We start from the raw sequence: 14,045 nt of genomic DNA on the forward strand, positions 1-14,045 counted from the left end.
CATCCTTTCTTTTGGTGTCGCAACTTAATTGTAACGGATTTTTTTATTTGTCTCAATTTTTTTTTGCAAAAAATAAAGGCATTAGTATTTTTACAAATACCAACACCAAATATTATAGACCCATTTTTCTGTAAGATCATTAGATAAAGGAAGGTTTACATTATGGAGTTATACATATATACAGGGAATAAATTAATGAGAAAAGTTAATGATAACAATCTCATTGTTCCATCAGAAAAGGAATTTTCAATTGACAGGGATTTTAAGTTTCAACCATTTAAATTAAATGATAAAATAGACAGTTATCTTGTTGAATTAGATAGCTTTGAAACTCCTCCAGATGGATATATCTTTGATGATATTAGAAATTGCAGAAAATTTTATAAAGAAGAAACTTATTCTAAAGCTATTCAAGCTAAGGCAATATTAAACTGGGATAGAACCCATAGATATTGTGGAGTATGTGGGGAAGAACTCCCTTCTATGAAGGAAGATAAATCTAAACTTTGCCCAAATTGCAGACAATTATTATTTCCAGAGATAGCTTGTGCTATAATAGTTGGAATAACTAAGGGAGATAAACTTTTACTAGCTCATAACACTAATTTTTTAAAGGACAGATATAGTGTAATCGCTGGTTTTGTTGAACTTGGAGAAACCCTTGAAGAAGCTGTTAGAAGAGAAATTAAAGAGGAAGTAAATATAAATGTTAAAAACATAAAATATTTTGGATCACAGTCTTGGCCATTTCCTAGTTCTATGATGTTTGGTTTTACTGCTGAATATGAAAGTGGAGAAATAACCCCTGATGGATTGGAAATTCAAACAGGAGATTGGTTCTCCAAGGATAATATCCCTCATATTCCACCTCATGGAAGTATTTCTAGAGAAATAATTGGTCATTGCCTAAATCTTAAAGAAAATAATTAAATAAAAAGGACCGTTATAAAAACGGTCCTTTTTTTAGGGTAATATCTATAATTGAGATAAGCTTTATTTAATAATTAATCTTCCCAACATTCAGCATGTTTTAAGCCAGGTATTGAACTTGCTTTGAATACAGGATCCAAACCTTTTTTCTTTTGAACTTGATAATCTTTTATTACAGCAAATGCAATTTTTGAAAGGGATAATATAGTTACCAAATTCATTATTGCCATTAATCCCATAAATAAATCTGCAAGGTCCCAAACAATTTGGATTTTAGCAACGCAACCAAACATAACCATTGCAACAACTAATATTCTATAAGCTCTTAGCCAATGTTTATTGTCAGAACTTATAAAATCAATATTTGTTTCACCATAGTAATAGTTTCCTATAACTGAAGAGAAGGCAAACATTAAAATACAAACTGCTATGAAGATAGCTCCCCATGGTCCAACTTGAGATACAATTGAATCTTGAGTTAATTGAATACCATTAACATTTCCATCATTGTAGAATCCTGAAATTAATATTATAAATGCTGTGGCAGAACAGATTACTATTGTATCTGTAAATATTCCAAGAGCATGAATAAGTCCTTGTTTAACTGGGTGAGAAACATCTGGTGCTGCAGCTGCATTTGGAGCACTACCCATTCCAGCTTCATTTGAGAACAATCCTCTCTTTATACCTTGCATTATTACAACTCCAAATAATCCTCCTGCAGCTTGTTTTAATCCAAAGGCACCTGATATAATCATTGAGAATATAGTAGGAATCATTGTAATATTTTTTATTATTATAAATAATGCAACTATAATATAAGCAACTGCCATTATAGGAACTAAAATTTCAGAAACACGAGCTATTCTTTTTACACCACCAAAAATAATTATTGCTGTTGCAACTGTTAAAACTATTCCAACATGTACTCTACTAATATTAAAGGCTTTTTCAAATGCAAAAGAAATAGTATTAGCTTGAACTGAATTAAATATTAATCCATAAGTTATAGAAATTAATATTGAGAATGTGATACCCATCCATCTTTTTCCCAAAGCTTTTTCCATATAATAAGCAGGTCCACCTCTAAAATGACCTCCATCTTTAACTTTATATACTTGAGCTAAGGTACATTCAACTAAACTTGAAGCAGCTCCAATTAAGGCAACTATCCACATCCAGAAAACTGCTCCAGGACCACCTATTGCAATAGCTATTGCAACTCCTGCTAGGTTACCAGTTCCAACACTTGATGCTATTGATATACAAAAAGCTTGGAAAGATGAAACTCCGCCTTCTTTCTTTTTTGATCCACCACCTAAAAGTCTAAACATTTCCCCTATCATTCTAATTTGAATAAAACCTGTTTTAAATGTAAAATAACTTCCTGCTGCTAATAATAATCCAATTAAAATATAAGACCATAAATACGTGTTAATCGTCCCCACAAAACTTCCTAAAAACTCCATATAATCCCCCTTAATTTTTATTTTTTGTAATACTTTCTTTTAGAATATTGTTAAATTTAATTCCTTAGATAAATATTCAAGTAATGCAACCCCTGCTATTGAATTTCCTTTAGAGTCAAGGGATGGCCCAAATACCCCTATACCCATTTTTCCTGGAACAACTGAAAGTATTCCTCCTCCTACACCACTCTTTGAAGGCACTCCAACTCTCAGAGCAAATTCTCCAGAACTATCATACATTCCACAAGTAACCATAAGAGTTTTCACTATTATAGCTATTTTCGGAGTTATAACTTCTTCTCCATTACTAAGCTTTCCATTGTTAGCAATAAATAATGCTATTTTACTTAAAGTTTTAGCAGTTACCTCTATAGAACATTGCTTAAAATAAACATCTAAAGCATCTTCCACATTCCCTTCAATAACCCCTTCACCTTTCATAAAATAAGCCATTGCTCTATTTCTATTTCCAGTATCAGATTCTCCACAATAAATTTTATAATTAACATCCAATGTTTCATCTTCAGCTATTTTTCTCATAAAATTAAGTAATCTTGAAAACTTATCCCTTGCATCTTTTCCCTTTATCATAGAACTAATAACTATAGCCCCTGCATTTATTAAAGGATTGTATGGCTTTTTAATTATTGAAGTTTCCAATTTCTTAATTGAATTAAAGGGATCTCCAGTAGGTTCCATCCCAACCTTTGAAAATACATATTCCTCTCCATTGTCAAGTATAGCTAACATTAATGAAACTATCTTTGAAATACTTTGAATTGTAAATTTCTCTTCATAGTCTCCAGCCTTATACTCTGCTCCATCAACAGTCATAACATAAACTCCTAAAGCGTCCTTTCTAGCCTTATCCAATTCTGGAATATAAGAGGCTACCTTTCCATTCTTTGTATGATGAATGTTGTTTTCAATTAAAATTTTTAATAGATCTTGCATATTATCTCCTTTCTAGTATATATTATTTAAATAATTATCTCAGATACAACAACTTTAAAAATAATTTTAAAAATGTGTTTTTTAAAAACATATTAATCTGAAATAGCTTATAATTGAATCGAATTAATCTCCTCTATCTAAGAATACCCTATTTAAAACAGTATGTCAATAAATTTTGTCTGTTTATTAGGTTTATACTCACACAAATTTTATATGCACAATCATTCATGATATATATACTTAAAACCACAAAAATCATTAACTTCAATGTTGAAATTGAGCATATACAAAATATATGGAGCCCTATATATTTTGTATATGCTCAATTCATGTGGACGTATCTTGTAAAAAAGTGTATAATAATGTATCTAATGTTTCTTTTTTAATATCTAACACATTAAAAAAGAACAACTAAGCAAAAGGGAGGAATATGGATGATTTGTAAGGATAATGTAGGGTTTAAAGAATTAGATGAATATATTTCTTCTTTGGAAGATAAACAAGGCTCTCTAATAATAATTCTTCATAGGGCTCAAAAAATTTTTGGATATATACCTGAAGAAATTCAAGAATTTATAGGAAGAAAAATTAACATGCCTGTTGCAAAAATATATGGAGTTGTAAGTTTTTATAACTTTTTTTCTATGAAACCTAAGGGAAAATATCAAATTTCTGTTTGCACAGGTACTGCTTGTTATGTTAGAGGAGCTGATAAAGTTTTAGAAGCAATAAAAAAAGAATTAAATATTCAAGTGGGAGAAGTTACAAAGGATGGAGTTTTTTCCCTTGATTGTCTAAGATGCGTTGGAGCTTGTGGTTTAGCCCCAGTTATCATAGTTGGGGAAGAAGTTCATGGAAAGGTGAAACCTAATGAAGTGAAAAATATTTTAGTTTCATATCTTGCTAAAGAAAAACAATAATATTTAGGGAGGAAGAATGGAAAAGAAAAAAATATTAGTCTGTGGGGGAACAGGTTGTCTATCATCTAAGAGTAATCTAATTAAAGAAAACCTTGAAAAATATATTTCTCAAAATAAATTAAGTGATGATGTTGAGGTTGTTCTTACAGGATGTTTTGGTTTTTGTGAAAAAGGTCCAATTGTAAAGATAATACCTGAAAACACTTTTTATGTGGAGGTTAAACCAACTGATGCAGAGGATATAATTAAGTTAGATATAATGAAGGGAATGAAAATAGCTAGAATTTTATATAAGGATCCTAAAACTAATGAAGTTATTTATAATTCAAAAAATATGGAATTTTATAAAAAACAAGAAAGAAGGGTCTTAAAAAATTGTGGAATAATAGATCCTGAAAATATAAAAGACTTTATTTCAAATGATGGTTATATGGGAATAAAAAAAGTTATAACATCAATGGGAGCTAATGATGTTGTTAATGAAATCACTAAATCTGGGCTTAGAGGAAGAGGGGGAGGAGGATTTCCAACTGGAATAAAATGGAAGGTTGCATTTTCAAATGACTGTGAAGAAAAATATGTTGTTTGTAATGCTGATGAAGGGGATCCTGGAGCATTTATGGACAGGGCAATTCTCGAAGGAGATCCCCATTCAGTAATAGAAGGTATGCTTATTGCAGGATACGCCATTGGTGCTGAAAAGGGTATGGTTTACATTCGAGCTGAATATCCACTAGCTATCCAAAGATTGACCAAAGCTATTAAAAGTGCTGAAAAATTTGGATATTTAGGTAACAACATATTAGGAAGTAATTTCAACTTTCATATAGAATTAAAATTTGGTGCTGGTGCCTTTGTTTGTGGAGAAGAAACAGCATTAATTCAATCTATGGAAGGAAAAAGAGGGGAACCAACTTCTAAACCCCCTTATCCTGCTGAAAGGGGATATAAAAATAAACCTACTATAGTTAATAATGTAGAAACCCTTGTAAATATTCCTAGAATTATTTTGCATGGTAGTGATTGGTTTAGAGAGGTTGGAACAAATAATTCTCCTGGAACTAAGGTATTTGCCCTTGCAGGAAAAATAAATAATGTTGGTCTTGTGGAGGTTCCCATGGGAACAACATTGAGAGAAATTATTTTTGAAATTGGTGGAGGCATAAAAGATGGAAAAAAATTCAAAGCTGTTCAAACAGGTGGTCCTTCTGGAGGATGTTTAACAGAAAAGGATTTAGATACATTAATAGATTTTGATACTCTAAAGGAAAAAGGTTCTATTATGGGATCTGGTGGAATGATAGTTATGGATGAAGACGACTGTATGGTTGGAGTAGCTAAATTCTTCCTAGAATTTACTTTAGATGAATCTTGCGGAAAATGTACCCCTTGTAGAATAGGAAATACTAGGTTATATGAATTATTAGATGGAATCACAAAGGGAAGAGGAACATTACAAGATTTGGAACATTTAAAAGAACTATCTGAAGCAATTAAAGATACTTCTTTATGTGGATTAGGACAATCCTCACCAAATCCAGTATTATCAACTTTAAAACAATTTCCAGATGAATATTTAGAGCACGTTCTTGAAAAAAAATGTCGTGCTGGTGTATGTGAAGATATAGTGACCTATGTTATTAATAATAATTGTGTAGGGTGCACTGCTTGCTCTAGAGTTTGTCCCACTAATGCAATTAAAGGGGAAATTAGAGAAAAACATAGAATTGACAATGAAATTTGTATTAAATGTGGCGCTTGTTATGAAATTTGTAAATTTAAAGCAATTGACAAAATATAATATTAGGAGGGCAAATTAAAATTATGAGAATGATCAGATTAAAAATAGACGATAAAGTTGTTATAGCTCCTGAAGATACTACTATATTAAATGCTGCTTTAAGTGCTGGAATAGAAATCCCTCATTTATGCTATATGGAAATGAAAGAAATTGGATATAAAAATGACTGCGCTTCTTGTAGAATTTGTGTAGTTGAAGTTAAAGGAATGAATAGACTTTTACCCTCTTGTAAAACTCCTATTTCAGAAGGAATGGAAGTTGTAACTAATTCTCTTAAAGTAATGCAAAAAAGAAGAATAGTTCTTGAACTAATGCTTTCAAATCATCCTAAAGATTGTTTAATATGCGGAAAAAATGGAAATTGTGAATTACAAAAACTAGCTATTGAATTTGGTCTTAGAGAAATGAGATTTAAAGGAAAGGAAGCAAAACATGACAAACAAGTTTCAGTTGCAATTACAAGGGATATAACAAAATGTATAATGTGTAGAAGATGTGAAACTATGTGTGAAGAAATTCAAAATTGTGGTATCTTAACAGGAATTGACAGGGGATTTAATGTAATTGTAAATACTGCTTTTAATAGAAATTTAATTGATACTAATTGTACTTTCTGTGGACAATGTGTTGCTGTGTGTCCTGTTGGAGCTTTATACGAAACTGACTACACCTTTAACTTAATTCAAGATTTGATAAATCCAAATAAAAAAGTTATTGTTCAAGTTGCCCCTGCTGTAAGAGTTGCCCTAGGGGAATTATTTGGGCTTCCTGTTGGAACAGATGTAACAAAAAAAATGGTTGGAGCTTTGAAAAAATTAGGATTTCATGCTGTTTTTGATACAAACTTTGCTGCAGATGTTACTATATTAGAGGAAGCAAGTGAGCTAAAATATAGACTAGAAGAATTTTTAAAAGGAAATAAAAATATAAAACTTCCATTATATACTTCATGCTGTCCTTCTTGGATTAGATTTGCAGAATTAAACTATCCTGAACTTTTGGATAATTTATCCACAACTAGATCTCCTCAACAAATTTTTGGTTCCATTGCTAAAAATATATGGGCACCTAAAAACAATATAAAAAGAGAAAATCTAATATGCGTCTCAATTATGCCTTGTACTTCTAAAAAATATGAATGTACAAGAAGTGAGTTTTCTAAAAATGGGAACCCTGATGTGGACTATTCTCTAACAACAAGAGAATTAGGAAGATTATTAAAGCAATACAATATAGATCTCCCTTCTCTACATGATAAAGATTTTGATAATCCCCTTGGAGAATCAACTGGAGCTGCTGAAATATTTGGTAGATCTGGGGGAGTTATGGAAGCTGCAACTAGAACTTTATATGAATGGGTAACTAAAGAAAAACTAAAAACTTTAGATTTCATTCCCCTTAGAGGATTTGAAGAAGTTAGAACAACTAGTGTAAAGGTTAAAGGAATAGATTTAAAACTTGCTGTTGTTCATGGTCTTGGAGCTGCTAGTAAACTTATTGAAAAAATTAAAAATGGAGAGGAAAGTTTTCATGCTATTGAGGTTATGGCATGTAAAGGAGGATGTATTGGTGGAGGGGGACAACCTTATCATCATGGAGATTTTAGTATTATTGAAAAAAGAGGAGAAGCTGTACAAAATTTAGATAATCATAGTAAAACAAGAGAATCTCATAAGAATAAATCTGTTATTAATCTTTATAAGGAGTCTCTTGGAAATCCCTATGGTGAAAAATCTCATAAATTACTCCACACTACTTATGTTAATAGAAAAAACAAATAAAAAATGTACCTTCAATTATTAGATAAAACTAATTTTGAAGGTACATTTTATTTTTTATTTATACTTGTTGTCAGCTTCTATATTGTCATTCATATGAGGGGGAACTACTTTAGGTTTTAATTCTTTTATAAAAGTTCCCATTTCATCTGCACTACCTACTATTCTATTAAAAATACTTAAATAATCATTTAAAATAGGATTATCCTTATCATAGGGATATCTTATAATGTGATCAATTTCACTCCAAGCCTCTTCAAATACAGTCCTTACTTGAACCTCAACAAAAGTATCTATTTTTGAATCCTCAATATTTACCTCTATTAAATAATGTACTGACCTGTAACCATGAGGTCTAATTATAATTTCACAGTGAAGGTCTTCCATATCTCTTTTTAGGACATCCATGTCAAAATCCCCTGGTCTAACATTTATCTGGGGAGTTTCTGCAAGTCTCCAAGTATTTATAATTTCATTGTGAATAAATATCCAATCATTTTTAAATAAATGCAGTATTCTAACCCCTATAAGGTCTGTTACTATATCCCTATAGTTACTAACATCTATTCCTTGAGAAACATATTTTTTCCCTTTTCTTATAATTTTTTCTATAAGGTGAGTTGGCTTTTTCACTCTACGTCTAACTGAGTGAACACTTTCCTTATCAATTAACTTAAAAATAAAGTCATCTGCTGTTTTTTCTAAATAGGGAATAATTTTAATATAATCATCATATATTTCTTCTAACACTTCCCACTTTAAGCCAGTGGAATTAAAATAATTTTGATTGATTGAAAATTTCTTAAAAAACTCATCTCTATCTAACATCTCCACTCCTTAACTTCTTCAATGTTACAACACATTTTTTCTTTCTACTAACAATTTTATCCTCTCTAACTTCCCAAGAACCTATAGGTTCTAAAATGTCTATTGTCTCTTCAATGGATATTTTGTTATTAAAAGGAAGAATTCTTTTAATTCTCAAAGAATCTGAAATATTTACTTTTCTATCCTCTAATAATTTAGAATTATCTATCTTTAGATTGCACCAAGTATTAAATGTGGAAGTTTTATTTAACATTCCCATTAGATTCAATTTATAAAAAACATTATCAACATCTAATAGTTTATTCATTTGTATCTTAAATTTATTCTTTTTAGATAAAGTGAAGATTTCCAAAACAGTTTTTATTTTTACTAGCTCCACCCAATTTTCAATTTCTAATTTTCCAAAAAGTAATTTCACATTAAATACAATAGGTACCCCTGAAAATATTTTATCTAGAATTTTTAAAACCTCAATACTACGTATATGATTTAGTCCTTTGCTCATTTCATAGAAAAAATATTCATTTGTAGCTTCAATTGTATCATTTTTCAAAATAACACTGAAGCCTAACTTAAATTCTCTATTTTTAATTTCTAAATATGTTAGTTTATCATTGGAAAAAGAATTAATATAACAAGGAATTGAATACTCTCCTATTCTAATATTCGTATGTCCAACAACAACAGAATTTCCAAATTCAATATTCTTTGGTAAATTTCCTGATTTCAAAGGAAATCTATATAAATTTGATGATGAACATCTAATTTCAAGTGCTGTTTCTATGAATAAACCTTCTTCCCTAGCATCAAATTCAATGTTTTTAGGATTAATAATCTCTTCCTCTGGAACTTTTTCACTAACAATATTTTTTTCAATAATATCTTCATTTGCATTTTCTTCCTCTACAACCTCTTCATTAACAGTTTCTTTTTTAATGATATCTTCTTTTACTTCATTTGAATGGGATAATAGGGAAAATTGTTCCTCTTTTTTTTCAATGCCATCATTTGTAGTCTCCACAATATGTTCTTTTTCACTGGCTTTAGAAACAATTGCTTCTGTATCGGAAACTACTACAGGGATTTTTTTTCTAAAATCACATTTTTGTCTCCCAATGGAAATAATCTTTCCATGTTTATCTCACTACTGTCTTCTAAAAAAAAATGTAACCCTTTAAAAAATTCATATTCATTTGAAACAAGTAACTTTATTTTATATTTATTAAAAAATTCTATAATTTTAGGATTTAATATGGACTTAGAAGTGATAAAATACATTGGTTTAATTTCATCTAGACAGTCCTTTAATAAGAATTCTATAAATTCAAAAAAATCAGAATCTTCTAAATCTACTCCTAAAAAAATAGAATTTCTAATCTTTAATTCATATCTAATACTATCCCAAAATATTTTGTAAAATGGAAGTAATTTTAACTTTCTAAAATCTTGTTTTGTTATAACACAAGATTCTAAATTGAATAAATCTCCAAATACCTTATATAATCTTATTTTACCATTTGGAGAATCTAAATAACTAAAGGGAGTAACTTTAAACACATTTTTATTTTCTTCAAATGAACAATCATAATTTGTATTTATTATGGAAGCAACAACATTTGAATTAACTAAAGATTCTAAAAATATTTGATTTCCTTTTTTATATTCATATATTCCCTGTAATTTTTTTAGTAGACAATCTCGAGTACTAATTACATCGTCAACAAAGCATTGACTAACTTCAAAAAGAGAACAACTATCTTTTATTTCACCTAAATTCTTGAATTTAAATTGATTTGTAAGAATTGATGAAAGATTTGCTCTGCTTGGTAAGTCACTGGATTGTTGAAAAAAATTTCCAGTAAATATATTAAGTTTTTTCTCTAAATCAAGTTTTTCAAAAAAGCTCATATAATACCTCTCTTATAAATTTATTTACTCAATATAAGTATATACTAAAAATGAAAAATTCTCAATTAAAAATTGAAAAAATAAGGTATAATATAAATATATATATTAAAATATTTGCATATTATAACACAAAAAATATTTTGGAGGAAATTATGTTTTTAGAAATAGGAAGCTATATATATATTATAAATATAATATTTGCAGCAATCGTTTTATTTTTTGAAAGAAAACGTCCTGTCTATACATTACTTTGGATACTTATTTTGCTTTTGACTTCCTATGTGGGATTTATTGCTTATTTGTTTTTTGGACTAAAACTATATAAAAAAAGAAAAGTTAACAAGTTTTATAAAAGAACTTTTTTCAAGGAAATTTATACTAATAATAACTACAAAATTAGATTAGTTGAAAAAAGAAAGGAACTTGTTAATTATATTATAAAAACTGTAGGTAATAAGGTAACATATTGTAATACTGTATTATTTTACAAAGATGGAGATAAATTTTTTAAAAATATGATATCAAATATTAAATGTGCTAAAGAAAGTATTAATATGGAATATTATATCTTTAATGATGATGAATTTGGAAAAATTATATATGATGAATTAGAAAAAAAAGCTAAAGAGGGGGTTAATGTTAAAATAATCATTGATGGAATTGGTACCCAAAAATTAAAAAGAAATCGTAAAAAATCTTTGGAAAATAGTGGGGTTATTTTAAAAATATTCTTTCCATCTCATTTCCCAATATTTAGATTTGGAACTTTAAGAGCAAATTATCGTAACCATAGAAAACTATGTATTATTGATAGTTTAACACTTTATACAGGTGGTTTTAATATTGGAAAAGAATATGTTGGACATAGCAAATTTGGATATTGGAGAGATACAGGGTGTAGAATAGAAGGTGAAACTGCAATTGATGCTGATAGAGATTTTTATATCTCTTGGAACTTTTTACAAAAAGAACCTTTAGATTTTAAAGAAATTGATAAATCTTTAAGAAAAAAAGCTAATGAAATGGTTGATAATATTAAAGACTATGACATTAATGCTATTCAAATAATCAGCAGCGGGCCAAACTATCAAACTAGAACAATAAGAGATGCATTTATATCTATGATTACAAATGCAAAAAGAAGTATCTATATTGAAACACCTTATTTTGTACCAGATGATTTAATACTAGATTGTTTGAAAATTGCCCTTGCTTCTGGAATAGAAGTGAAAATTATTATTCCTTCCTTTGGAGATCATTTGTTTGTTTATTGGGCTAATCAAGCTTCAGTTATTGAACTTATTGAAAATGGAGCAGAGGTTTATAAATATCAAAATGGATTTTTTCATAGCAAACTTGTTATTATAGATAATGAAATAGCTGCCATTGGTAGTGCTAATTTTGACTATAGAAGTTTTTATCAAAATTTTGAAATAAATTTCAATATTTATGATATTGAACTAATTGGATATTTAAGACAGTTATTTTATGAAGATATCCATGACTCAATTATTTTAAACTGTGAGGATTTAGAAAATAGAAAAACTTCAGAAAAAGTTAAGGAAGCTATTATAAAGCTAATATCTCCCATAATATAAAGGGTGTGATTTTATGAAATTAAAAAATTTAAACAAATTTTTCGCTGAGTTTTATACAGAACGGGGAAAGGAAGTTACTCTACTAGACCTTCACATGCATACAACTTATTCTGATGGATTTATAACAGGTAAGGTACTTATGGATTTCTTAAAGGATAAAAATTATTTGATTTCTGTAACTGACCATAATGCCATTGGAGGAAACATTCTTCTTAGAAAATTAGGAATAAGAGTTGTTCCAGGAATTGAATTAGGATGTATTGATGGTTTTGAATTATTAGTTTATTTTAAAAGTGAAGATGATCTCATTTATTTTTATAAATTTTATGTGGAACCAAATAAGAATAGATTTAGAATGGCTAAAACAGATAAGGATGTTTTCTATTATTTAGAGGTACTAAAAAAATTTAAATGTTATATTTCCATTCCACATATAGCAGGTATTGCCCAAAAGAATTTTGTTAGAAATAAAGATTATATATATGATGTTATTTCTAAAGTTAATGCTATTGAAATTCATAATAATGCTCTTCCTGCTTCTAGAAATAAAATAGCCAAAAATCTTCAAACTAAATTTAAAAAAGATCTTACTTTTGGCAGTGATGCTCATTTTATAAATGAAGTTGATAAATTTTGCAATTTAATTAATCAAATAAAATACAAATTTGATCTCCTAGAATCCATTGATAAAATTAAACTTTTAATGGGTCTAGGAAAAAAACATCTGTTTTATATGATACATAGAGCTCTGGAAAAATAAAATCTCTTTTCAAAAACCTAAAAATGGTGTATAATATTCCTTGTCATGATTCTGTAGCTCAGTTGGATAGAGCGACGCCCTCCTAAGGCGTAGGTCATGCGTTCAATTCGCATCAGAATCGCCATAAAGAATATTTTACTGCTAATATACTCTAATATTGGCAGTTTTTTATTATTGTTTAAAAAATTTAGAGTTTTTTCAAACAAAGTACCAAAAAATTTGTCATTCAACTTTACAAATCCCTCTAAATATATTATAATTTAAGATAGATTAATTAAATTGGAGCTGGATGTATGAGAATGAGAAAAAAAAGAAGAACCATTATGGGATGGATATATTTTTTTATAATTTTTTTATTTATAATTTTTTTTCTAAGGGGTGTCGTTCTCTTTAGTTTTAAAAAAATAAATATGCTTTTATTACCTGTTCAAAGCAAAATCTATACTACTAGCGTTGGAACAAGGGAAACATTTGAAATTTTAACTAAGTATAAGGAAATATTCAAAGAAAATTTAGACCTTAAAAAAAAGTTAGCTTTGGTAGAATATCAAGATGAACTACTAAAAAAGATAACTGATGAAAATGAAAGACTTAGAAAAATATTAGAAATAAAAAAAGAAACTAAATACAAAACTGTTGTTGGAAAAGTCAGTTTCCAAAGTATACAAGAATTGTATAACACATTTTCCATAAAACTTGGAACAGAAGATGGTATTAAAGTTGATATGCCAGTTTTAGTGGACAAAACTCTTGTGGGGAAAATAGTTGAAACTTCTTCAAAATATTCTAAAGTAAGAATGCTCACAGCTAAAGATTCATATGTAAGTTGTTTAGGAGAAAATAAAATTCTTGGAATTCTTAGTGGAAATACAGGGGATACACTTTATTTTAAAACAACATCCTCTTTAGAGTCCAATTTAAAAGTTGGAGAGGAAATATACACATCTGGAATAAGTGATATATATCCTAAAGGTCTCTATGTTGGAAAAATTGAAAATGTTATTTCAGAAAATAACGGACTTGAAAAAATTTATGAAATTAAAAATGATTTGGATATATTTAATTTAAATGAAGTTATTGTAATTACAGGAGAATAAAT

12 protein-coding genes and 1 tRNA gene are annotated in these 14,045 nt (G+C 28.6%); 8 read left to right on the plus strand and 5 right to left on the minus strand.

From position 1 onward, the window contains the following. Positions 1-162 precede the first annotated feature (162 nt). Entirely contained in the window at positions 163-930 is a 768-nt protein-coding gene (nudC, locus tag GIL12_RS05835) for an NAD(+) diphosphatase (RefSeq protein WP_163469562.1), read from the plus strand. Positions 931-1,004: 74 nt separating this feature from the next. Here the strand turns inward: nudC and GIL12_RS05840 are convergent, their stop codons facing one another. After that, positions 1,005-2,399, minus strand: coding sequence for a sodium:alanine symporter family protein (locus tag GIL12_RS05840; protein WP_163469563.1), 1,395 nt, complete (start codon positions 2,397-2,399; stop codon positions 1,005-1,007). A 39-nt stretch (positions 2,400-2,438) separates the two neighbouring features. After that, positions 2,439-3,353, minus strand: coding sequence for a glutaminase A (gene glsA, locus GIL12_RS05845; RefSeq protein WP_163469564.1), 915 nt, complete (start codon positions 3,351-3,353; stop codon positions 2,439-2,441). A 434-nt stretch (positions 3,354-3,787) separates the two neighbouring features. On the opposite strand from glsA, the gene GIL12_RS05850 reads away from it, so the two are divergent. From GIL12_RS05850 to GIL12_RS05860, 3 genes are read left to right on the plus strand one after another with little or no spacing between them, the layout of a single operon-like run. Next, a complete protein-coding gene (locus GIL12_RS05850) occupies positions 3,788-4,273 on the plus strand; it encodes an NAD(P)H-dependent oxidoreductase subunit E (RefSeq protein ID WP_163469565.1) in 486 nt (161 codons plus the stop codon). A gap of 16 nt (positions 4,274-4,289) precedes the next feature. Beyond that, a complete protein-coding gene (locus GIL12_RS05855) occupies positions 4,290-6,074 on the plus strand; it encodes an NADH-quinone oxidoreductase subunit NuoF (RefSeq protein WP_163469566.1) in 1,785 nt (594 codons plus the stop codon). A 23-nt stretch (positions 6,075-6,097) separates the two neighbouring features. Further along, positions 6,098-7,855: an NADH-dependent [FeFe] hydrogenase, group A6 gene (locus GIL12_RS05860; RefSeq protein ID WP_163469567.1), complete on the plus strand. Its 1,758-nt coding sequence runs from the start codon at positions 6,098-6,100 to the stop codon at positions 7,853-7,855. Between the two features lie 54 nt (positions 7,856-7,909). Here GIL12_RS05860 and GIL12_RS05865 read toward each other — a convergent pair whose 3' ends face one another. From GIL12_RS05865 to GIL12_RS05875, 3 genes are read right to left on the minus strand one after another with little or no spacing between them, the layout of a single operon-like run. Further along, entirely contained in the window at positions 7,910-8,686 is a 777-nt protein-coding gene (locus GIL12_RS05865; protein ID WP_203522537.1) for a GTP pyrophosphokinase, read from the minus strand. After that, entirely contained in the window at positions 8,670-9,701 is a 1,032-nt protein-coding gene (locus GIL12_RS05870; protein ID WP_163469569.1) for a hypothetical protein, read from the minus strand. The genes GIL12_RS05865 and GIL12_RS05870 overlap by 17 nt, the downstream gene beginning before the upstream one ends. A 53-nt stretch (positions 9,702-9,754) precedes the next feature. After that, a complete protein-coding gene (locus GIL12_RS05875) occupies positions 9,755-10,588 on the minus strand; it encodes an SIR2 family protein (RefSeq protein ID WP_163469570.1) in 834 nt (277 codons plus the stop codon). A 152-nt stretch (positions 10,589-10,740) separates the two neighbouring features. On the opposite strand from GIL12_RS05875, the gene cls reads away from it, so the two are divergent. The 4 genes from cls (at position 10,741) to mreC (ending at position 14,043) form a co-directional block, all read left to right on the plus strand. Further along, the gene (gene cls / locus GIL12_RS05880; protein ID WP_163469571.1) at positions 10,741-12,186 is read left to right on the plus strand and encodes a cardiolipin synthase; all 1,446 of its coding nucleotides are present in this window, start codon (positions 10,741-10,743) and stop codon (positions 12,184-12,186) included. A gap of 13 nt (positions 12,187-12,199) precedes the next feature. Continuing rightward, positions 12,200-12,946, plus strand: coding sequence for a PHP domain-containing protein (locus tag GIL12_RS05885; protein WP_163469572.1), 747 nt, complete (start codon positions 12,200-12,202; stop codon positions 12,944-12,946). A 47-nt stretch (positions 12,947-12,993) separates the two neighbouring features. After that, a tRNA-Arg gene (locus tag GIL12_RS05890) sits at positions 12,994-13,070 on the plus strand. A gap of 169 nt (positions 13,071-13,239) precedes the next feature. Continuing rightward, entirely contained in the window at positions 13,240-14,043 is an 804-nt protein-coding gene (gene mreC / locus GIL12_RS05895; RefSeq protein WP_163469573.1) for a rod shape-determining protein MreC, read from the plus strand. The last annotated feature ends 2 nt before the right edge of the window (positions 14,044-14,045 follow it).

The sequence above is a fragment of the Fusobacterium sp. IOR10 genome, from assembly GCF_010367435.1.
GTDB lineage: Bacteria > Fusobacteriota > Fusobacteriia > Fusobacteriales > Fusobacteriaceae > Fusobacterium_B.